Origin of the sequence: Pseudomonas sp. PLB05 (assembly GCF_021106615.1) — a bacterium.
Taxonomy (GTDB): domain Bacteria; phylum Pseudomonadota; class Gammaproteobacteria; order Pseudomonadales; family Pseudomonadaceae; genus Chryseomonas; species Chryseomonas benzopyrenica.
In genome coordinates, this window is record NZ_JAJOHO010000003.1 from 682,541 (window position 1) to 703,946 (window position 21,406).

Annotated in this window: 20 protein-coding genes; 8 read left to right on the top strand and 12 right to left on the bottom strand. The window is 67.9% G+C overall.

Going from position 1 to position 21,406, the window contains the following annotated elements; all coding sequences use genetic code 11:
• The first annotated feature begins 119 nt into the window (after positions 1–119).
• Complete coding sequence (cobF, locus tag LRS53_RS15990) at positions 120–881, top strand: precorrin-6A synthase (deacetylating) (RefSeq protein ID WP_231356558.1); 762 nt, start codon at positions 120–122, stop codon at positions 879–881.
• Here the strand turns inward: cobF and LRS53_RS15995 are convergent.
• Positions 848–1,393 carry a GNAT family N-acetyltransferase gene (locus tag LRS53_RS15995; RefSeq protein WP_231356559.1) on the bottom strand — a complete coding sequence of 182 codons (546 nt, stop codon included), beginning with the start codon at positions 1,391–1,393 and terminating at the stop codon, positions 848–850. The genes cobF and LRS53_RS15995 overlap by 34 nt on opposite strands.
• Before the next feature lie 103 nt (positions 1,394–1,496).
• Between LRS53_RS15995 and LRS53_RS16000 the strand changes: the two genes are divergently transcribed.
• From LRS53_RS16000 to LRS53_RS16010, 3 genes are all read left to right on the top strand, one after another.
• The gene (locus LRS53_RS16000) at positions 1,497–1,907 is read left to right on the top strand and encodes a hypothetical protein (RefSeq protein ID WP_231356560.1); all 411 of its coding nucleotides are present in this window, start codon (positions 1,497–1,499) and stop codon (positions 1,905–1,907) included.
• Positions 1,908–1,996: 89 nt separating this feature from the next.
• Positions 1,997–3,376, top strand: coding sequence for a PepSY-associated TM helix domain-containing protein (locus LRS53_RS16005; RefSeq protein ID WP_231356561.1), 1,380 nt, complete (start codon positions 1,997–1,999; stop codon positions 3,374–3,376).
• A 399-nt stretch (positions 3,377–3,775) separates the two neighbouring features.
• Positions 3,776–4,384: an FMN-dependent NADH-azoreductase gene (locus LRS53_RS16010; RefSeq protein WP_231356562.1), complete on the top strand. Its 609-nt coding sequence runs from the start codon at positions 3,776–3,778 to the stop codon at positions 4,382–4,384.
• A gap of 218 nt (positions 4,385–4,602) precedes the next feature.
• Here LRS53_RS16010 and hutC read toward each other — a convergent pair whose 3' ends face one another.
• From hutC to LRS53_RS16045, 7 genes are all read right to left on the bottom strand, one after another.
• The gene (hutC, locus tag LRS53_RS16015) at positions 4,603–5,316 is read right to left on the bottom strand and encodes a histidine utilization repressor (protein WP_231356563.1); all 714 of its coding nucleotides are present in this window, start codon (positions 5,314–5,316) and stop codon (positions 4,603–4,605) included.
• Positions 5,317–5,392: 76 nt separating this feature from the next.
• The gene (hutH, locus tag LRS53_RS16020; protein ID WP_231356564.1) at positions 5,393–6,925 is read right to left on the bottom strand and encodes a histidine ammonia-lyase; all 1,533 of its coding nucleotides are present in this window, start codon (positions 6,923–6,925) and stop codon (positions 5,393–5,395) included.
• A gap of 3 nt (positions 6,926–6,928) precedes the next feature.
• Positions 6,929–8,599, bottom strand: coding sequence for a urocanate hydratase (hutU, locus tag LRS53_RS16025; protein ID WP_231356565.1), 1,671 nt, complete (start codon positions 8,597–8,599; stop codon positions 6,929–6,931).
• A 33-nt stretch (positions 8,600–8,632) separates the two neighbouring features.
• A complete protein-coding gene (hutG, locus tag LRS53_RS16030; RefSeq protein ID WP_231356566.1) occupies positions 8,633–9,577 on the bottom strand; it encodes a formimidoylglutamase in 945 nt (314 codons plus the stop codon).
• Entirely contained in the window at positions 9,567–10,781 is a 1,215-nt protein-coding gene (hutI, locus tag LRS53_RS16035) for an imidazolonepropionase (protein WP_231356567.1), read from the bottom strand. The genes hutG and hutI overlap by 11 nt, the downstream gene beginning before the upstream one ends.
• A 470-nt stretch (positions 10,782–11,251) precedes the next feature.
• Positions 11,252–12,133 carry a transglutaminase family protein gene (locus tag LRS53_RS16040; protein WP_231356568.1) on the bottom strand — a complete coding sequence of 294 codons (882 nt, stop codon included), beginning with the start codon at positions 12,131–12,133 and terminating at the stop codon, positions 11,252–11,254.
• Complete coding sequence (locus LRS53_RS16045) at positions 12,133–14,613, bottom strand: circularly permuted type 2 ATP-grasp protein (protein ID WP_231356569.1); 2,481 nt, start codon at positions 14,611–14,613, stop codon at positions 12,133–12,135. Before LRS53_RS16045 ends, LRS53_RS16040 begins: the two co-directional genes overlap by 1 nt.
• 312 nt (positions 14,614–14,925) lie before the next feature.
• Here LRS53_RS16045 and LRS53_RS16050 point away from each other — a divergent pair, with 312 nt between their 5' ends.
• Entirely contained in the window at positions 14,926–16,125 is a 1,200-nt protein-coding gene (locus LRS53_RS16050) for a zinc-binding metallopeptidase family protein (RefSeq protein ID WP_231356570.1), read from the top strand.
• Positions 16,126–16,137: 12 nt separating this feature from the next.
• On the opposite strand, the gene LRS53_RS16055 is transcribed toward LRS53_RS16050, so the two are convergent.
• Complete coding sequence (locus tag LRS53_RS16055) at positions 16,138–16,518, bottom strand: diacylglycerol kinase (RefSeq protein WP_231356571.1); 381 nt, start codon at positions 16,516–16,518, stop codon at positions 16,138–16,140.
• Between the two features lie 94 nt (positions 16,519–16,612).
• Positions 16,613–17,263 (bottom strand): response regulator transcription factor ErdR, encoded by a 651-nt coding sequence (gene erdR / locus LRS53_RS16060; protein ID WP_231356572.1) that lies wholly within the window; start codon positions 17,261–17,263, stop codon positions 16,613–16,615.
• A gap of 171 nt (positions 17,264–17,434) precedes the next feature.
• Between erdR and LRS53_RS16065 the strand changes: the two genes are divergently transcribed.
• Complete coding sequence (locus LRS53_RS16065) at positions 17,435–18,331, top strand: DMT family transporter (RefSeq protein WP_231356573.1); 897 nt, start codon at positions 17,435–17,437, stop codon at positions 18,329–18,331.
• On the opposite strand, the gene LRS53_RS16070 is transcribed toward LRS53_RS16065, so the two are convergent.
• Positions 18,324–19,061, bottom strand: a complete 738-nt coding sequence (locus LRS53_RS16070) for a tRNA-uridine aminocarboxypropyltransferase (RefSeq protein WP_093249918.1) — start codon at positions 19,059–19,061, stop codon at positions 18,324–18,326. The two genes, LRS53_RS16065 and LRS53_RS16070, sit on opposite strands and share 8 nt — an antisense overlap.
• Positions 19,062–19,202: 141 nt before the next feature.
• Between LRS53_RS16070 and LRS53_RS16075 the strand changes: the two genes are divergently transcribed.
• Both LRS53_RS16075 and LRS53_RS16080 read left to right on the top strand, forming a co-directional pair.
• Positions 19,203–19,610: a quorum-sensing-regulated virulence factor family protein gene (locus LRS53_RS16075; RefSeq protein ID WP_017639016.1), complete on the top strand. Its 408-nt coding sequence runs from the start codon at positions 19,203–19,205 to the stop codon at positions 19,608–19,610.
• A gap of 15 nt (positions 19,611–19,625) precedes the next feature.
• Positions 19,626–20,705: a TIGR00730 family Rossman fold protein gene (locus tag LRS53_RS16080; RefSeq protein WP_231356574.1), complete on the top strand. Its 1,080-nt coding sequence runs from the start codon at positions 19,626–19,628 to the stop codon at positions 20,703–20,705.
• 242 nt (positions 20,706–20,947) lie between these two features.
• On the opposite strand, the gene recX is transcribed toward LRS53_RS16080, so the two are convergent.
• A complete protein-coding gene (recX, locus tag LRS53_RS16085) occupies positions 20,948–21,400 on the bottom strand; it encodes a recombination regulator RecX (RefSeq protein WP_082900344.1) in 453 nt (150 codons plus the stop codon).
• Positions 21,401–21,406: the final 6 nt, after the last annotated feature.

Sequence of the window (21,406 nt, forward strand, 5' to 3'; positions counted from 1 at the left end):
CTCCGTCCCTGCCTGTAAGCGGGCAAACCGGTCGAACCTAGCATGACGCTCACGGACGGCTCTACCGAAGAGACATCCCTGGTTACACTGGGCGCTGCTCCTTCCATCGAGGCCACCCCATGAAAACCCTGCTGGTCATCGGCATCGGCGCCGGCGATCCCGACTACCTCACCCTCCAGGCCATCGCCGCCCTCAATCGCGCCAGTACCTTCTTCCTGTTCGACAAGGGCACGGAAAAGGACAGCCTGATCCACCTGCGCGAGACCATCTGCGCCCGGCACATCCGCCAGGCGGACTATCGTTTCGTCACCGCGCCCATCCCCGAGCGCCGCCGCGAAGGCGACTATCGCCAGGCGGTGGACGACCTCAATGCTGCCAAGCAGGCGTTGATGGAACAGATGATCGAGCACGAGCTGGCGGACGACGAATGCGGCGCCTTCCTGGTCTGGGGCGATCCGGCGCTGTACGACAGCACCCTGCGCATCCTGGCGGCGATCCGGCGCGACGGCCGGCTGAACTTCGACTATGAGGTGATCCCCGGCATCTCCAGCGTCCAGGCCCTGGCCGCGCGCCATCGGGTGCCGCTCAATCGCATCGGCCAGGCCCTGGAGATCACCCCCGGCCGGCGCCTGGAGCGCTTTCCCGCGCACCTGGACAGCCTGGTGGTGATGCTCGATTCCCACGAAGCCTATCGCCGCCTGGACGAGCCCGGCCTGCACATCTACTGGGGCGCCTACGTCGGCACGGCGGACGAGATCCTCATCGCCGGACCACTGCAGGAGATGGCTGAAGAGATCCACCGGGTGCGCAGTGCCGCGCGCGAAGAACACGGCTGGATCATGGATACCTATCTGCTCTGTCGCGGGCCGGCGGACGCCTGAGGGCTGTCCAGCCGTCGATCCAGATGGATGGTCTGCCAGGGCAGGGTCGTCTCCCGTTCGACGACCCGGAAGCCCTGGCCGAGCCAGAAAGCCTCGGCCCCGGGCAGGAAGGGGTGGGTGTGCAGATAGAGGCGGTCGACCGCCTCCTGCCGCGCCTGGGCCAGCAGCGCCCCGAACAGCCGTCGCGCCAGGCCCTGGCGACGCTGCTGCGGCGCCACATACAGCCGCACCACCTCCACCGCCCGCTCGCCAGGATAGGTCAGCTGCGGAAAGCGCCGGTCGTAGGGCCGGTAGGCGATGCTGCCGAGGGGCTCTCCAGCGGCACCCCGGGCGATCAGCAGGCAGCCGCGACCTGCCCCATAGTGGTCGGCGAAGCCCTGTAGATCCGGGGGCAGGGTCGTCGCCTCGATCCGGCTACCGAACAGCTCGCAATAGCTCGCCTGCAGGAAGCCCAGCGTCTCGTCATCCGCGGCGGTGATCCGTTCCAGGCTGATGGAAGGCGCTTGGCTCATGGCGGTGTTTGGTCTCTTCGGCAGCAGGCGGGGCGCGACATTTCGGCGCAGGGCCGCGCCGGCCGGGCTGTGCGCCGCTCGCGACGATGATACAGTCCCAGCCATGAAAACCGTCCGTTTCCCGCGCGCTTCGCTCGCCTGGATACTGCTCGCCTGCATCCTGTTGAACGGACTCGTCTGCGCCCTGGGCCATGGTCAGATGCTGGCACGTCTCACCCTGCCGGTCCTGCCATCCCTCGGCCAGGTGCACGAGCACCATCACGGTCTGCACGCTCAGGCCGTCCAGGGTGATGACATGGCCGGCATGCACGCGGGCCTCCCGGGCGGCAGCGTGACGACCCTCTCGCCCACGGGTGATTGCGTCTTCGCCGCCACCCTGTTCCTCGCCACCCTGCTGGCCGTCGCCCTGCAATGGCTGCTGCGTCCTGGCGATCCCCATTGCCGACGCTACCAGAGCGCGCTGCCGCCCCCACCCCGCGCGCGACGCTCCACGCTCCATCCCCAGGCGCCCTGACACCTCGGCGACGAAAGACGGCTGTCCTCTCTTTTCGTAATCCCGCGCGTGGCCCCTCGCTGGTCGCGCGTCGCTCCGTGGTGAACGCTATGACTTCGCACCCCTCCGCTCCGGCCGCCAAGGCGCCGGGGCCGCTGCTGCAGCTGCTGGCGCGGCTGCATTTCCTCATCGGCCTGTTCGTCGGTCCCTTCCTGCTGGTGGCCGCCGCCAGCGGGCTGCTCTATGCCCTCACGCCGCAACTGGAAGCGCGCCTCTATGCCGAGGCCCTGCACACCCCCAGCCGTGGCGAAGCCCTGCCACTGGCCGAGCAGATCCGCGCCGCCCAGGCCGTCGCCGGTCCGGCCCTGACCCTGGGCGCGGTACGTCCCGCCCCTGCGGCGGGCGACACCACCCGGGTGATGTTCAACGATCCGTCCCTGGGCGAATCGGCCCATCGCGCCCTCTTCGTCGATCCGGTCACCGGCGCCATCCGTGGCGACCTGACCGTCTATGGCACCAGCGGCATCCTGCCGCTGCGCACCGCCATCGATCAGTTCCACCGCAGCCTGCTGCTGGGCGAACCCGGTCGCCTCTACAGCGAGCTGGCCGCCTCCTGGCTGTGGGTCGCGGCCCTCGGCGGTCTCACGCTGTGGCTGGTGCGGCGCCGCCAACGCCGCCCGGCCCGAGGGCTGCGCGGTCTGCACGCCAGCACCGGCGTCTGGCTGCTGGGCGGACTGCTGTTCCTCTCCGCCACCGGCCTGACCTGGTCGCGCTTCGCCGGCGACAACATCGGCGTGCTGCGCGCCCACTATGGCTGGTCCACGCCCAGCGTGAAGACCGCCCTGGGCAGCGCGCCGGCACCGGCCATGGCCCACGACGAGCACGCTGAGCACCACGGCCATGGCGCCATGCACATGACCATGGCGCCGCCGCTGGATCCAGCCACCTTCGATCGGGTACTGGCCAGCGCCCGCGCCGCCGGCATCGACGCGGGCAAGCTGGAGATCCGTCCGGCCCGTAGCGCCGACAAGGCCTGGACGGTCAGCGAGATCGACCGCCGCTGGCCGACCCAGGTGGACGCCGTCGCCGTCGATCCGACCAGCCTCCAGGTGGTGGACCAGGTGCGCTTCGCCCAGTACTCGCTGCCGGCCAAGCTGACCCGCTGGGGGATCGATGCCCATATGGGCGTGCTGTTCGGTCTGGCCAACCAGCTGGTGCTGGTGGCCATCGCCCTTGGCCTGCTGGTCATGACCGCCTGGGGCTATCTGCTCTGGTGGCGCCGTCGTCCTACTCGCGATCCGGGGCAACCGGGCCTGGTCGCCCTCTGGCGGCAGCTGTCGCCCCTGCCGCGCCTGCTGGTCCCGGCGACGGCCGTGCTGCTCGGCCTGTGCCTGCCGGTGCTCGGCGGCAGCCTGCTGCTGTTCCTGCTGCTGGACACCCTGCTCGGCCTGCGCGGCTCGGCCCTGCGCACGGAAGCCGGTTCGGCCTGAGGTGGGGATGGGACAGTTGTCGGGCTTCGCCCAACCTACGAGTGAAGGATGGTCGCGTAGGTTGGGTTGAGCACCAGCGAAGCCCAACGGGGCTGGCACGACGTTGGTTGTCGGGCTTCGACGGTGGAGCTGTCTCAGCCCAACCTACGTAGTCGCCCCGTCGCCCCCGCCCTGACCGAGGCTGCGTCCTTGTCCACCCTATGGCGCACGCGGCCTCCCACTCGCACCCAACCACCCCCTCTCCCCCTGGGAGAGGGCTGGGGTGAGGGCCTGCCCAATACCAATCGTCACGCCGAAAATCGCTTTCGAGACCATCCATCGGCCCGCCTCGCTTCAGACTGGCGCACCCCGTCGACGGGATTATAGTTATCGCAATCCCCATCCTTCGAGGATCTGCCCATGCCCCGCCTGTTGCACGTGATAGGTTCGCCCCGCCAGGATCGCTCCGCCTCGCTGGACGTCGCCAACGCCTTCATCCAGGCCTGGCAAGGCAAACATCCCGACGCCGAGGTGGATACCCTCGATGCCTGGCATTGCGACCTGCCGGAATTCGACGGTCCCATCCTCGACGCCAAGTACGCCGGCATCCAGGGCGAGTCCCTCAGCGCCGAGCAGGCGCACGCCTGGACGGTCGCCAAGGCGCTGGCGCAGCGCTTCAAGGCGGCCGATGTGCTGGTGTTCGGCGTGCCCTGCTGGAATTTCGGCATCCCCTACAAGCTCAAGCAACTGTTCGACGTGGTCAGCCAGAAGGACCTGCTGTTCACCTTCGACGAGCGCGGCCTCAATGGCCTGCTCGGCGGCCGCCAGGCCCTGGTGATCGCCGCCCGCGGTGCGGCCCTGGATCGCCAGGAGCACCAGGAATCCTATCTGCGCACTTGGTGCGAGATGGTCGGCATCGACCGGATGCACACCGTGGTGGTGGAAAAGACCCTGTTCGGTGCCGAGGTCGACCAGGCTTCGCGCGGCCAAGCCAAACAGGACGCCGTGGCGCTGGTGGACAAGTTCTGATCTCTACCTGCAAGGGCTGCCCTCACCCCAGCCCTCTTTCTAAGGGAGAGGGGGCGGTTCGAAGCAGGCGATATCCTCGTAGGTTGGGCTGAGCACAGCGAAGCCCAACATCCATGCCGAGTCCCCTCATCCCAACCCTCTCCCAGAGGGAGAGGGGGCAGTCTCGTAGGTTGGGCTGAGCGCAGCGAAGCCCAACACCCCTCCTCACTCCACGCCTTTCAACGATGCCGGGTCGTCGAACTCAGCTTGTACCTGTCGCCCGGATGCAGCAGCCGCACATAGCTGACCAGGTGCTCGTCCGACCAGGTCCGGCGGATCATCGACAGGCAGGCCGCTCCCTCGGCGATGTCCAGCCAGCGAGCGGTCTGGGCATTGGCTAGTACCGCCTCGACGATGTGCTCCACATCGCTGATCGGACAGCTGGCCACCAGCACCTCGTTGGGGGTCTGGCGGCTGAAGTCGCTCTCCAGATAGTGCGGTACCCAGCGCGGATTGACGTAGCGGTCTTCCAGCTGGATGGGCAGGCCGTTCTCGCGATGCACCAGGATGCTGTGAAACACCTGGCTGCCGATCCGCAGGCCCAGGCGCAGCGCCACCTCGTCATCGGCGGCGATGGCCTCGCTGCGCAGCACCTCGTTGGAATACACATGGCCGCGAGCGCGCACCTCGGCGGCGATGTTCATCACCTCGTGCAGCGAGGATTCGGCCTTGCGCTCGATGACGAAGGTGCCGAGCCCCGCCTGGCGCATCAGGTAACCCTGCTGCACCAGGCGGGTGATGGCCTTGTTGGCGGTCATGCGGCTGACGGCGAAATCCCGCGCCAGCTGCTCCTCGGTGGGGATCTGGTGATGCACCGGATAGGCACCCCCCTGGATGCGTTCGAGCAGGAAGTCCTCGATCACCTTGTAGCGCGGGGGTGTCGTGCTGCTCACGCGAACTCCAGGCCGGAAAATGGGAAGCCGATGATAACGCGCGGTCCGGCGTTCTGGCTGCCAAACCGCGTCCGTCTCAGAGACTTGGCAGCAGCCGCGGCGTGACCAGCGCGTTCAGGCAGCCGCTGGCCAGCAGAGCGCTGGCTGCTTCTATGTCCGGGGCGAAGAAGCGGTCCTCCTGGTAGTAGGGCACCTGCTCGCGCAAGAGGGCGCGCGCCCTTTCCAGCCGCTCCGAACTCTTCAGGCAGTGACGGAAGTCCAGGCCCTGGCAGGCGCCCAGCCACTCGATGGCGAGGATGCCACGCACATTCTCGGCCATGGCCCACAGTCGCTTGCCGGCATTGGGCGCCATGGACACGTGGTCTTCCTGGTTGGCCGAGGTGGGCAGGCTGTCGACGCTGGCCGGATGGGCCAGCGCCTTGTTGTCGCTAGCCAGGGCCGCGGCGGTGACCTGGGCGATCATGAAGCCGGAATTGACCCCGCCGTTCTCCACCAGGAAGGGTGGCAGCTGGGACATGTGCCGGTCCATCATCAGCGAGGTGCGCCGCTCCGACAGGGCACCGATCTCGGCCAGCGCCAGGGCCAGGTTGTCGGCGGCCATGGCCACCGGCTCGGCGTGGAAGTTGCCACCGGAGATGACGTCGCCCTCCTCGGCGAATACCAGGGGGTTGTCGGACACGGCGTTGGCTTCCACCTCCAGGACCTCGGCGGCCTGGCGCAACTGGGTCAAGCAGGCACCCATCACCTGGGGCTGGCAACGCAGCGAATAGGGATCCTGGACCTTGTCGCAATTGGCATGGGAGCGGGAGACCTCGCTGCTGTCAGTGAGCAGCTCGCGGTAGGCCGCAGCCACGTCGATCTGGCCGCGCTGGCCCCGCGCGGCATGGATGCGCGCATCGAAGGGCGCCCGGGAGCCGAGCATGGCCTCGACGCTCAAGCCGCCGCAGACCGTGGCCGCGGCGAACAGGTCTTCCCCTTCGAACAGCCCGCGCAAGGCATAGGCGGTGGACACCTGGGTGCCATTGAGCAGCGCCAGGCCCTCCTTGGCGGCCAGGGTTATGGGTTCGAGACCGGCCACCGCCAGCGCCTCGCCGGCCGGCAGCCACTGGCCCCGGTAGCGCGCCTTGCTCTCGCCGATCAGCACCAGGGACAGGTGCGCCAGTGGCGCCAGGTCCCCCGAGGCGCCCACCGAGCCCTTGAGCGGAATGTGCGGATAGACCTCGGCATTGATCAGGGCAATCAGGGCTTCGATGACCTGGCGGCGGATGGCGGAAAAGCCACGGGCCAGGCTGTTGACCTTGAGCAGCATGATCAGCCGCACCAGGTCGTCGTCCAGCGCCTCGCCCACCCCGGCGGCATGGGACAGCACCAGGGAGCGCTGCAGCTTTTCCAGATCCGCCGGCGCGATCCGCGTCGAGGCCAGCAGGCCGAAGCCGGTGTTGATGCCATAGGCGGTTCGGCCTTCGGCCAGGATGTTTTCCACGCAAGCCACGCTGGCATCGATGGCCGGGTAGGCTGCCGGATCCAGCTCGACGCGCAGCGGCTGCTGATAGGCCTGGCGCAGCTGGGCAAGATCGAGGGTGCCGGGTTTCAGGGTCAGGGTGTGCATCGATCAGACTCCTTTGCCGATCATGGGCAGATTCAGGCCCTGGGCGCGGGCACAGTCGATGGCGATGTCGTAGCCGGCATCGGCGTGACGCATCACCCCGGTGGCCGGATCATTGTGCAGGACCCGGGCGATACGGGCCGCGGCGGCGTCGGTGCCGTCGCAGACGATGACCATGCCGGAGTGCTGGGAGAAGCCCATCCCCACCCCGCCACCGTGGTGCAGCGAGACCCAGGTGGCGCCACTGGCGGTATTTAGCAGGGCATTGAGCAGCGGCCAGTCGGAGACGGCATCGGAGCCGTCCTGCATGGCCTCGGTTTCGCGGTTGGGGCTGGCCACCGAGCCGCTGTCCAGGTGGTCGCGACCGATGACGATGGGCGCCTTGAGTTCGCCGCTGCGCACCATCTCGTTGAAGGCCAGGCCCAGCCTGGCCCGCTGGCCCAGGCCGACCCAGCAGATGCGTGCCGGCAGGCCCTGGAAGGCGATGCGCTCGCGGGCCATGTCCAGCCAGCGGTGCAGGTGGGCATCGTCGGGGATCAGCTCCTTGACCTTGGCGTCGGTGCGCTGGATGTCCTCGGCATCGCCCGACAGCGCGGCCCAGCGGAAGGGGCCGATGCCGCGGCAGAACAGCGGGCGGATATAGGCCGGGACGAAGCCCGGGAAGGCGAAGGCATCAGCGACGCCGGCGTCTTGGGCCATCTGACGGATGTTGTTGCCGTAGTCGAAGGTGGGAATACCCTGGCGCTGGAAGGCCAACATGGCCTGGACGTGCACGGCCATCGACTGCTTGGCCGCGGCCACCACTGCGGCCGGATCGGTCTGGGCACGATCGCGGTATTGCTCCCAGCTCCAGCCAGCCGGCAGGTAGCCGTTGAGCGGATCGTGGGCGCTGGTCTGGTCGGTGACCAGGTCCGGACGCACGCCGCGGCGGACCAGTTCGGGCAGGATCTCGGCGGCGTTGCCCAGCAGGGCCACGGAGACCGCGTCCCCGGCGGCGGTGTGCCGAGCGATGCGCGCCAGGGCGTCGTCCAGGTCAGTGGCCTGTTCGTCCACATAGCGGGTCTTGAGGCGGAAGTCGATGCGGCTCTGCTGGCACTCGATGGTCAGCGAACAGGCGCCGGCCAGGGTCGCGGCCAGCGGCTGGGCGCCGCCCATGCCGCCGAGACCGGCGGTGAGCACCCAGCGGCCGCGCAGGTCACCCTGGTAGTGCTGACGCCCGGCCTCGACAAAGGTCTCGTAGGTGCCCTGGACGATGCCCTGGCTGCCGATGTAGATCCAGCTGCCGGCGGTCATCTGGCCGTACATGGCCAGGCCCTTGGCATCCAGTTCGTTGAAGTGCTCCCAGCTGGCCCAGTGCGGTACCAGGTTGGAGTTGGCGATCAGCACCCGCGGGGCGTCGGCGTGGGTCCTGAATACCCCGACCGGCTTGCCCGATTGCACCAGCAGGGTCTCGTCGTCGCCCAGTTCCTTGAGAGTGGCGACGATGCGGTCGTAGCTTTCCCAATCGCGCGCCGCCCGGCCGATGCCACCGTAGACCACCAGCTCCTGGGGATTTTCCGCGACCGCGGGATCGAGATTGTTCATCAGCATGCGCAGTGGCGCCTCGGTCAGCCAGCTCCTGGCATTGAGCTGGGTGCCGCGGGGGGCGCGGATCTCACCTTCACGAAAGCGGGTCATGGAATCTTCCTCTCTTGTTGTTCGCGGCAGGCCCTAGAGGTCCAGTGCCAGGGTATGGATCAGCCGCGCCGCGACCCGGGCCGTGCGGCCGTCCTGATCGAGCGCGGGATTGAGTTCGGCCACGTCGGCCAGGCGCAGCTTGCCGCTGGCCTTCAGCCGGCGGATCAGAGGTTCCATCAGTGAGAGGCTTACGCCATGGGCGGCGGGGGCACTGACGCCGGGTGCATCGCCTGCGGGCAGCACATCCAGGTCGAAGGTGAGATAGAGGGCGTCGCAGCTGGCGGCGAAGGCGTCCAGCTCGGCGCCGATCCGTTCCAGGTTGCCCTCGCGAATCTCGTGGTCTTCGCGGATCAGCACGTCCAGCTCGGCGGCACGCCTGAGCAGCGTGCGGGTATTGGCCGCCTGACTCAGCCCCAGGCAGGCATAGTGGAAGGACCAGCCATGGCGGGCGCAGTGAGCGGCGATCTGGGCGAAGGGCGTACCGGAGGTGGCGCCCCACGCCGGATCGCGCAGGTCCAGGTGGGCATCGAAATTGACGATGCCGATGCGTGGCTTGGGTACGGTCCTGGCCAGGTGCAGCGCCAGGCCCGACCAGCTGGCCCAGGCCACCTCGTGACCGCCTCCCACCACCAGGGGCAGATGGCCGGCGTCGAGCAACTGGCGTACGCCATCGGCCAGGCGCGCCTGGGTGCCTTCCAGATCGCCGTCAGTACAGCAGACATCGCCGGCGTCATAGGCAGGCCCCTGCCGCTGCCAGGCCACATTGGCCAAGGCACGCCGCAGGGCGACAGGACCCTCGGCAGCGCCCACCCGCCCCTGGTTGCGCCGCACGCCCTCGTCACAGGCGAAGCCCAGCAGGGCCACGCCGGGCGCGCTGTCCGCGGCGAGTGGCTGGATGCACTGATGCCAGCGCAGGGCATCGGCTTCAGGATCGGTACGACCGGTCCAGAGCTCCAGGGTCTGGCGATCAGCGAACACGCTGCACCTCCCCAGCGAAGACGCGCTGCCGCAAGCGACCCGGACGCACCTCATAGGCCAGCTCCGCCGGCTGATCGACGTCCCACAGGCAGAGATCCGCCAGGGCGCCCACCTGGATACGACCCAGCTCCGGGCGCCCCAGGGCCTGGGCGGCGTGGGCGGTCATGCCGGCCAGGGCCTCGCGGGGCGTGAGGCGAAACAGGGTGCAGCCCAGGTGCGCGATCAGGGTCGGCAGATAGAGCGGCGAGGTTCCGGGATTGGCGTCACTGGCCAGTGCCATGGGCACCCCATGGCGACGCAGCAGTTCGACGGGTGGATGTTGCGTCTCGCTCAACATCAGGAAGGCGCCGGGCAGCAGCACGGCGACGGTGCCGGCGGCCGCCAGGGCGCGCACCCCGGCTTCGTCGAGGTATTCCACATGATCCGCCGACAGGGCCCCCAGCCGCGCAGCCAGCGCGCTGCCGCCCAGGTTGGACAGCTGCTCGGCATGAGCCTTGATCGGCAGGCCGTGCGCCCGTGCCGCCTGGAAGACCCGCTCGCACTGGGCCGGCGAAAAGGCGATCCCTTCGCAGAAGACGTCCACCGCATCGGCCAGCCCCTCGGCCACCGCCGCCGGGATCATCGCCTGGCAGACCAGCTCGACGTAGCCCTCGGCATCGCCCTGGAATTCCGGCGGCACGGCATGGGCACCCAGCAGCGTGGTGATCACCCGTACCGGCAGCGCCTCGCCCAATTGCCGCGCGACCCGCAACAACTTGAGTTCGTCGGCCACCGTCAGGCCGTAGCCGGACTTGATCTCCACGGTGGTGACGCCCTCGTCGATCAGCGCCTGCAAGCGCGGTCGGGCGACGGCGAATAATTCGGCCTCGCTGGCTGCCCGCGTCGCGCGCACCGTGCCGAGGATGCCACCACCGGCACGGGCGATCTCCGCGTAGCTCGTCCCTTCCAGCCGCTGCTCGAATTCCCCCGCACGCTGGCCGGCATGGACCAGGTGGGTATGGCAATCCACCAGGCCGGGCGTCAGCACCCCGCCCTCCCCGGCCAGCTCGGCTCCCTCGCCCAGCGCGGTGTGGAAGTGGGCTTCCGGCCAGAGCCCAGCGATACGGCCCGCTTCTACCCGTACCGCCATGGGCGTGGGCCAGGTCTGCAGGCCGTCGAACAGGGTGACGTGGCGCCAGAGCAGCGGTTGGGTAGCGGCGGACATAAGGGCTCTCCGATTAATGTATATACATTTAATCCAGAGCCAAGCGATCGTCAAGCACGTGGAGCCACTCTATAACTATGGCCCCAGCCTAACGCCGAAACCAATGCAACGGAGGCTCAGTACTAGGAAAGACGCCATCCACCTTGTATAGACAATAAGAAATCAGCGGAGACGCAAGCGCTAGTCGCCTGTTGCCACAACCAGGCGAAGGCCGGCCGCATCTATGGCGCTCTCTTGAAAATCGCCACGGTCAGTGTCGCTTCTACAAGCGGGCGCGACAGTTGATCGCGATCCTGCCAAGACTGATAGAGCTGAACGCCTGCTCGGACAACCCCCTCTCCCCCTGGGAGAGGGTTGGGGTGAGGGCGCCCCTCGCCATGCAATCACAGTGAAAAAGGCTGCGCCGTTTTCCACGCGACGGTGCTGCAGCCAGGCGTTTCATAGCTGGAATGCTTGCCAAGCCAAACACGCTACAGCGGCGTCACCGTCACCTCCACCAGCGGATCGTGGTGGCCACCGCCGAGGATCACCCCGCGCAGTGGCGAGACATCGGTGAAGTCGCGGCCCCAGGCCAGGGTGATGTGTTCCAGGTCCGGCAGGACGTCGTTGGTGGGATCGAAATCGACCCAGCCCAGCCGCGGGCAATGCACGCTGACCCAGGCATGGGAAGCGTCGGCGCCGATCAGCCGCGGCTTGCCGGGTGGTGGACGGGTCAGCAGATAGCCGCTGACATAGCGCGCCACTAGCCCCAGGGCGCGGAGGCAGGCCAGCATCAGGTGGGCGAAGTCCTGGCAGACGCCATGGCGGTGCTCCAGCACCTCACGCAGGGGCGTCGCCACCTGGGTGGCGGTGGCGTCGAAGCGGAATTCGCGGTGGATCTTTTCCATCAGCGCCCGACAGCCCAGCAGCAGCGGCCGACCCGGTGGAAAGCAGTCCTCGGCGAAGCGGGCGAAGATGCCGTCCAGGGGCACCGCCGGCGATTCGAAGCGGAAGTGGTGGACGTCCAGGGGGACCCGGGCGGCGGGATAGCGCAAGCCGTCGCGCACTTGCTCCCAGGGGGGCGAATCCGCCAGCCTGAGGCCGGCGCGGGAGTCCACCTCCACTTCCAGCTCGGTGCCGACATAGAGTTCGTCGTGGGGGCGCTCGAAGGATAGCCGCGTCAGCGGATTGCCAAAGGCGTCCCAGGCGTCCTGGCGCTGGGTCGGTTGCGGCAGGATCGCCAGTTGCCGGGACAGGCAACGCTGCCAGGCGCAGTCGCGTGGCAGCAGGTGCAGCAACTGCTGGGAAAGCGACACCGGCGCCTCGTAGCGATAGTGGGTGTCGTGCTGGATGCGATAGCGGACCTGGTTCATCACATGGACACCGTGCGCTGGCTGACGGCATCGACATGGGCGAAGCAGCGATAGATGACCCGCTCGGACAGCTGGCTGCTGGCCTCGGCGATCTGTCGCAGCAGGCGCGCCAGGCCCTGCTGCACCTCGATCCGGCCGGCGTCGCCGAACAGGGTGTTCTCCAGGGTCGCGAGGTCGAAGCGGCGCAGCCGGTCGTAGGCATCGTGCAGCGCCGGGTCGCGTGGCAGGCCGTAGTAGCGTTCCAGGTGCTCCACGGCGTTGATCAGCGCATGCAGCTGGAAGCGGATCGAATAGGGGTTGTGCTCGTGCAGCATCAGCAGGTCCAGCACCGGGATCAGCTGGGGCGCCGCCTGGTAGCGGGAGCGATAGGTGATGATGCTGTTGCCCAGCTCCAGCAGCCATTCCAGGCCCGCCGCGTCCCAGGTGGCGCCCCCTTCGAGAAAGTGCGCCAGGCTGCCGGCGAGGAATTGCACCCGTTCGATGCGCCGGCCGATCATCAGAAAGCGCCAGCTCTCGTCGTGGGTCATGTCGTCGAAGGTGAAGCCGGCCACCGCCGCCAGCGCCATCACCAGGCGGTTGAGACTCTGCAACGCTTCGCCCGGCTCGCTGCCCACCTGGCCCAGGCCATGGGCCTCGCGCTCCACCTCGCGGATGGCGCGCCAGTTCTCCGGCGACAGCCGTCCGCGGACCTGGGCCGCGGCCCAGTGCAGCCGTTGCAAATTGGCGCCCAGGCCGCTGGGAAAGTCCCCCGGCCCCAGGGCGGCGTGCAACTGCTCGGCCAGCCGGCCACCCGCCGGCAGCAACTCCAGGGCCATGGCCAGATCGATGGCCGACTGCACCGCCGGCCCGCCGTCGTCGGCGTCCAGGTAGCGACTCAGGACGATCCGTAGAAGGCGCGCGGCATCCTCGCAACGTTCGCTGTAGCGACCGTACCAGAACAGGTTTTCGGCGGTGCGCGAGGGCAGAAAGGGATCCTTGCGCACCAGATCGCGCACCCCCAGCACCCGCGCCCCGGGCACCTCGGCGGCGGCACGGCTGCCACCCAGCACCCAGGTGTCCTTGCTCGACCCGCCGCGCTGCATGGACACCACCGCGGCGCCCTCGTGGGCGACCCGGGTCAGGCCGCCGGGCATCACCCAGTAGCCGTCTTCGCTGGCCACCGCATAGACGCGCATGCCGATGGCGCGCGACTGCAGACTGCCGCCCTGCCAGACCGGCGCCTGGGACAGCTGGATACGCTCCTGGGCGACATAGGCATGGGGCGTGGCCAGGATGCGCGCGCGCAATTCGGCCAGTCCCTCGGTATCCAGCGCCTTGCCGAACACCGGCTCGAAGCCCTGGGCCGGATAGGCCGGCTTGATCACCAGCTCCGCCAGGCGTGCCAGGGCCGCTTCCCGTACCGGCGTCTCGCCGCACCACCAGGTGGCCACGGAGGGCAGCGCCAGGGTCTCGCCGAGCAGGGCCTGGCAGACGCCGGGCAGGAAGCCCAGCAGACCGGGCGATTCCAGCAGGCCGCTGCCCAGGGCATTGGCCATGATGACGTTGCCCTGGCGTACCGCTTCCAGCAGACCGGGCACGCCCAGCGCCGAATCGGTGCGCAGCTCCAGCGGATCGCAGAAGTCGTCGTCCAGCCGGCGGAAGACCGCATGGACCCGTCTCAGCCCGCTCAGGGTCTTGAGATAGAGGCAGGCATCGCGCACCGTGAGGTCCTGGCCTTCCACCAGCGGAAAGCCCAGTTGGCGGGCCTGGTAGAGGTGCTCGAAGTAGGTCTCGTTGTAACGCCCCGGCGTCAGCAGCACTGCCAGCGGCGCCTCCTCGCCGATGTCCAGCCCGGTGCTCAGGGTGCGTTGCAGGGCCTGGAAATAGCCGTTGAGCGGCTGGACCTGCAGGTCGCGGTGCAGGTCGGGAAAGGCCCGCGCCACGATGTGGCGGTTCTCCAGGGCATAGCCGGCACCGGAGGGCGCCTGGGTGCGATCGGCCAGCACCCACCAGCGGCCATCGGGCGCGCGGGCCAGATCCACCGCATAGACGTGCAGCCAGGTATCGCCCGGCGGGCGCAACCCCTGGCAGGCCCAGAGAAAGTTGTTGTGACCGAACACCAGCTCCGGCGGCAGCAGCCGCTCGTGCAACAGGCACTGCTCGCCATAGAGATCGCCCAGCACCCGGTTCAGCAGGCGCGCCCGCTGCGCCACGCCGGCGGCCAGGGGCGCCCACTCCTCCGCCGAGATCAGCTGCGGCAGGAGGTCCAGCGCCCAGGGCCGGTCGCTGCCCTTGGGATCGGCGTAGACGTTGTAGGTGACGCCGTTTTCCTGGATCTGCCGGGCGATCAATGCCTGGCGCTGGTCCAGCTGCGCCGGTCGCAGTCCGGCCAGATGGCCGTAGAAGCGGCGCCAGGGCGGCCGCACGCCACCCCGCGGGCTCCAGAGTTCGTGGTAGCTGCCGGTCATGTCGCTGGCATTGCGGGAAGCGTTCGGGGGCATGGTCGGAGGACGGCTGACAGGCTACGAAAGCGGGTTCGAAAAGGTCGAGTCGGCAGGCACGGCAAGGCAGGCGTGCCGGTCTCGCCGGTAACCTAGGGTAGTGGCGTCGCTCGGGATGCGCCACCGCAAACACGGGCCGCCGCAGCCAGCGGGGCGCAGTCCGGTCCGGGGACCTATCCTAGAGCCCTCGCCGGCGGTGCCAGGCGACGAACAACCCGGAACTCCAGGGTCGAGCCGCTCTACTAATTCGCTAGCAAGACGCCGGCGCTCCGCCGGCGTCCGACGCGGCCGCTCTCGCCAGGTATTAGCCCCATGCGCAATTTTCTCGGAAGCTACAGCTCGAATCGTCAGCAACGCAACGCCCTGCGCGCCCTGCCCGTCCAGCGCAAGGTCGCCAACTGCACCTGCGGCCAGGCCATCTTCTTTCCCAACAGCGAGTGCCTGGCCTGCGGCAACGCCCTGGGCTACGCCCCGGACCTGGGCACGCCGACGGCGCTGCTGCCAGGCGAAGGCGGCCTCTGGCAACTGCCCGAGGCGACCAGCGCGCTCTATCGCCGCTGCGCCAACTTGGACATGCCCGCCGCCTGCAACTGGCTGGTACCGGCCGACTCGGGAGAAAACTTCTGCGTGGCCTGCCAGCTCAATCATACCATCCCGGACCTGTCCTTCGACGGCAACGGCGAGCGCTGGCGCAAGCTGGAGCTGGCCAAGCGGCAACTGGTCGCCCAGTTGCTGGGCCTGGGCCTGCAGGTGATCCCCCAGAGCCAGGATGCCGAGCGCGGACTCGCCTTCGACTTTCTCGCCCCTGACGCCACCGGTACCCCCACCACCGGGCACGCCAATGGCCTCATCACCCTGAACATCCTCGAAGCGGACGATGCCCACCGGGAAAAGGTCCGCGCCGACATGCACGAACCCTATCGCACCCTGCTCGGCCATTTCCGCCATGAAGTGGGTCACTACTACTTCGATCGCCTGGTCGCCGGCACTGCCTGGGAGGAGCCCTTCCGTGCCCTGTTCGGCGACGAGCGCGCCGACTATGGCGAGGCCCTGCAGCGCCACTACGAGCAGGGCGCGCCGGCTGGCTGGGAAAGCCAGTACGTCAGCGCCTATGCCACCATGCACCCCTGGGAAGACTGGGCGGAGACCTGGGCGCACTACCTGCACATGATGGACACCCTGGCCACCGCCGCCAGCCTGGGCATGAACGCCGGCAGCCTGCAGCTGGATTTCCAGCCCTTCACCCGCGAGGCGCTGTACGAGGCCGAGGACCGCAGCGATGATGAATTCCTTGGCTTCGCCAATGCCTGGATCGAACTGGCGGCCATGCTCAACGAACTGTCCCGCAGCATGGGCCAGCCGGACTTCTATCCGTTCGCCCTGCCCGCGCCGGTGATCGCCAAGCTGCACTTCATCCACAAGGTCATCCATTCGGCCCAGCCCAGCCTGTTGGAACAGGGCCTGGCCGCGGACGACACGGCAGCGGGTGCCACCCTGGGCGCTACCGTCTGATCATCGTCCTGCTCAACCGAGCAGGACGATGCCCCAGACCACGGCGATGATGATCATGGCCACGAACTGCGCAGCGCTGCCAAGGTCCTTGGCGTTCTTCGACAGTTCGTGCCAGTCCAGGGAAATTCGATCCACCACCGCCTCGATGGCGGCATTGAACAGCTCGACCACCAGCGACAGCAGGCAGACCGCCACCAGCAGTGCCCGTTCGCCGCGACTCACCTCCAACCAGAACGCCAGCGGTACCAGCACCAGATTGAGCGCCACTAGTGAGCGAAAGGCCGCTTCCTGGCGAAAGGCCGTGCGCAGCCCAGCCAGGGAATAGCCCGTGGCGTTGATGACCCGGCGCAAGCCGGTCTTGCCTTTGTAGGGAGAGATCACCGAAAGCTCCATCCAGCAGGGGCGAACCGCCGATCCGGGTGGACGGCAGCTGCAAGAAAGTGAAAGTCGACGGTCGCGCCCGGTTCAGGCGCCGAGAGCGCCTGAGTCAGCTGGAGGTGCTCTCCAGCTGTTGCAGCAGCAGGGCCGCCTGGGTGCGGGTGCGGACGCCGAGCTTGCGAAAGATGGCCGTGGCATGGGCCTTGACCGTGGCTTCGGAGACATTGAGCTCGAAGGCGATCTGCTTGTTGAGCAGCCCTTCGCAGAGCATGGTCAGCACCCGGAATTGCTGCGGGGTGAGACTGGCGAGCCCGGCGCTGGCGGCCTTGGCTTCCTCGCTCAGGGCGGCGGCACCTTCCACCTGTGGCGGCCACCAGGTATCGCCATCCAGTACCTGGCTGACCGCCTGCTGCAGGGTAGTCAGATCGCTGGACTTGGGAATGAAGCCACTGGCGCCGAATTCCCGGGCGCGTTGCACCACCGCCGGTTCTTCCTGGGCCGAGATCATCACCACCGGCACCTGGGGATACTGACCGCGCAGGAGGACCAAGCCGGAAAAGCCATAGGCCCCGGGCATGTTGAGGTCGAGCAGGACCAGATCCCAGTCGGTGCGCTCGGCCAGGCAGGCCTGGAGCTCGGCGATGTCGGCCACCTCGGTGAGCCGTGCCTGGGCGCCCAGGCCGAGGGTCAGGGCCTGCTGCAGGGCGCTGCGAAACAACGGATGATCGTCGGCGATCAGTATCTGGTAGGCAGCCGCCATGGTGTAGCTTTCCTTGTTTTCGTGAGCGCCCGCATCGACCAGGTACCTGGCACCCGGGCTGCGTGCAAGCATGCCCAACGGCGCGGACGGGAGCAAGGCCGGGCGGACCGCGGACGGTAGGCAAGACCCGGCGGTTTGCGGCACAGTTGCCGTTTTGCCCAAGAGACGCCCATGCCCAGCGCCGCCCTGCGTGCCGATCTGCTCATGCTGCTCACCGCCCTCATCTGGGGCAGCGCCTTCATCGCCCAGACCGGCGGCATGGAGCACATCGGCCCCTTTCTCTATACCGGCCTGAGATTCGCCCTGGGTGCCCTCACCCTTCTTCCGCTGCTGCTGTACCTGCGCCGCCATGGCCGCCAGCGGCGCCTGACCCGCGACACCTTCAAGGGCGGCCTGTTGATGGGCCTGGTGCTGACCCTGGGGATCAATCTGCAGCAGGTCGGCCTGCTGTTCACCAGCGTGACCAACTCCGGCTTCATCACCGGTCTCTATGTCATCGTGGTGCCGCTGCTGGGACTGCTGCTCGGCCAGCGCAGCCATCTGGGCACCTGGATCGGCGCCAGTCTGGCGGTGGTGGGCATGGGGTTGCTGAGCATCGGCGACAACTTCCAGGTGGCGTCCGGCGATCTGCTGCAACTGGCCGGCGCCCTGGCCTGGGGCGTCCATGTTCTGCTGGTGGGACACTATTCCAGTCGTCACGACGCCACGGTGCTATCGATCCTGCAGTTCGGGGTCTGCGCGATCCTCAGCCTAGCGTTGGCGTTGGCCTTCGAGCCGATCCAGTCGACCGGGATCGTCCTCGCCCTACCCGAGTTGCTCTATGGCGGCGTGATCGCTGCCGGCATCGGCTACACCCTGCAGGTGTTCGCCCAGCGCGGCGCCATCGCCTCCCATGCGGCGGTGATCTTTTCCCTGGAGGCGGTATTCGCCGCCTTCTTTGGCGCCTGGCTGCTGGGCGAGGCCCTCAGCGGCCGTGGCTACCTCGGCTGCGTGCTGATGTTCGCCGGCATGCTGGCCGCCCAGCTCTGGCCGCGCCAGGTGCCGGTGGAGATCAAGCCGGTCAACTAGCGCGCAGGGCCTTCAGTTGCCTACTGGCTGGGCTGTCCGCCGCCAGCGGCAGATGATGCTTGGCATCCAGGTAGCGCTCGCTGAACACGTCCAGATAGGCCTCCAGCAGTCGCCCGGCCGGCGCCTCGCCGGCCAGTTCCAGGCACAGGGCGGCGACCTCGGCGGTGCAGAGGTGCTCGCCACGGGTGGAGCGCCGCAGGCGGTAGCGCGACAGGGCAGTGGGCTGAAAGCTCAACACCGGCAGGCGGTCCAGGTAGGGACTCTTGCGAAACATCTTGCGCGCTTCGGTCCAGGTGGCATCCAGCAAGACGAACAGCGGTCGTTGGCCGGGCGCCAGCGGCAGGGTCTCGACCACCCGCTCGGGGGCGGCGTATTCACCGGGAAACACCAGCAGCGGTTGCCATTCTGGCTGCGCCAGCAGCTCCGGCAGCCCCGGGTCCACCGTCGTGCGACTCCAGCCGAAGGCGTGGGTATCGGCCACCACGTCGGCGATCAGCCAACCGGTGTTGCTCGGTTTGAGCGGCTCGACATCGTGCATCAGCAGGCACATGCCGGCGTGGGTCTGGCGCAGGGGGCGCAGGTCGCAGAGGCAATGACTGGGGGCCAGGCGGCAATTCGGGCAGCGCGCCATGCGCGAGCCCCGGGCGATGAAGGGCTTGATGCTGCGCGCCAGGCGCTCCTGGCGCAGACGGGCCACGGCATGCAGAGGGGTATCGCTGATCGGGGTCATGCCGGGCTCGCGGGTAAAAGCGCAGTTTACCAGAGCGATCGGGATGCCCGCGGCGGCCAGGCAGGTTACCCTGCGTAGACGCCTTGCGAACCCCCGCCCGCGACCACGGTCGAAACGGGCTCCTCTACGCTGGAGAACACGATGCCTCGTTTTGCTTTGCTCGCCCTGACCCTCGCCCTGCCCTTCACCGTCCAGGCCGCCGAGTCGCTCAAGGACCACGAGCTCAACCAGATGCTGCGCAAGGTCGCCACCGAGAGCAGCCAGGGCACGCCACGCGCCATCAACGAGGACATCCTCGACCGCGGCTACACCGTGCAGGGCAAGCAGTTGGTCAACAACCTCAGCGTGCGCCCGGCGCATGCCGCCCGCATGCGCGAGAATCCGGCCACGGTACGGGTGCAGCTCGCCGAGAGCGTCTGCCAGAACAACGGCTATCGCCAGTTGCTGGCCCGTGGCGCCACCCTGGTCTATGACTTCACCGAATACCAGACCAACAAGCCGGTCATGGTCGAGCGCTTCCAGGCTGCCGACTGCGGCCTGGGCAAGTAGGCGGAGACCGCGACCATGACCGAGGACAGCGACGACAGCTACCTGGCCCGCCATGTGGAGCCCAGCGCCGCCGATCTCGGTCAGCGCATCGACGAATTGCTGGAGCACGCCCTGCCGGGCGGCAGTCCCAACCTGAGTCTCTATCGCGAGATGCTGGTGACGGTGGTGCGCATGGCGCAGACCAATCCGGCGCGCTGGGACGCCAAGATCATGTTGCAGACCCTCAAGGAGCTGGAGCAGGCCTTCCGCACCCTGGAGCGCTTTCGCCGGCGGCGCAAGGTCACGGTATTCGGCTCGGCGCGGACCCGCATCGACCACGGTCTCTACACCCTCGCCCGCGAACTGGGCAGCGCCCTGGCCCGCCGCGACATGATGGTCATCACCGGCGGCGGCGCCGGCATCATGGGCGCCGCCCACGAGGGCGCCGGGCCCGAGGCCAGCCTGGGCTTCAACATCACCCTGCCCTTCGAACAGCGCGCCAATCCCACCATCGAAGGCACGGATCACCTGCTGTCCTTCCACTTCTTCTATGTGCGCAAGCTGTTCTTTCTCAAGGAGGCGGACGCTCTGGTGCTCTGCCCCGGCGGCTTCGGCACCCTGGACGAGACCTTCGAGGTGCTCACCCTGATCCAGACCGGCAAGAGCCCGCTGGTACCGCTGGTGTTGCTGGATACCCCCGACGGCCACTTCTGGGACGATACCCTGGCCTATCTGGAGCGCAATCTGCTGGACGAAGGCTACATCCTGCCCGCCGATCTCAAGCTGGTCCGGCTGGTACGCTCACCGGAGGCCGCCGCGGCCGAGATCGAGCGCTTCTATGGCAACTACCACTCCACCCGCCGGCGTGACGGCCTGCTCCATATCCGTCTCAAGCACGCCGTGACCCCGGCCTGCCTCGAGCAATTGGCCAGGGATTTCGGCGACCTTTGCCGCACCCCGGGCTTCACCCAGCTGGCCCCAGGCGAAGGCCAGGCCGACGAAGCGGAATTCGCCCACCTGACGCGCCTCACCTTCGACTTCCACGGCCGCCACTACGGCCGCCTGCGCGAACTGGTGGACGAACTCAATCGCCCTGAGCATTGGGTATCCCCGTAGGTTGGCGCTGAGCACAGCGAAGCCCAACAGACCCTGGAGCCCGTGTTGGGCTTCGACGATAAAACCGTCTCAACCCAACCTACCTAACTGCCCCGTAGGTTAGCGCTGAGCGCAGCGAAGCCCAACGCATCCAGACCTCGGAGTCTCTGTTGGGCTTCGACGATGGAGCCGTCTCAACCCAACCTACCTAACTGCCCCGTAGGTTGGCGCTGAGCACAGCGAAGCCCAACAAAACAGGCTGCCTACCGCCGACTCAACACCCGGTTGATCCCATCCATGGCATAGCCCCGATAGGCCAGGAAGCGACCCTGCTTGGCGCGTTCCTTGGCATCAGCTGGGGGCGTACCGAACTTCCTGCGCCATACGTCTTCGAGGTGCGCCTGCCAGTCCACGTCCGCTTCACGCAGCGCGGCTTCCACCTGATCCCGCTGCAAGCCGCGCTGACCCAGTTCTTCGCGAATGCGCATGGGTCCGTAACCGGAGCGCGCACGGCTGGCGATATAGCTTTCCAGATAGCGACTCTCGTCGAGCAGGCCATCTTCGGCCAAGCGATCCAGCACCGGACCGAGCAAACTTTCCTCAGCCCCGCGCCGCCGCAGTTTGCGCGATAGCTCCTCGCGACCATGTTCGCGACGGGCCAGCAGATCCATGGCGGCGAAACGAATGGCAGCGGTGGTATCCAGTGGATTGCCCAAGGGTGA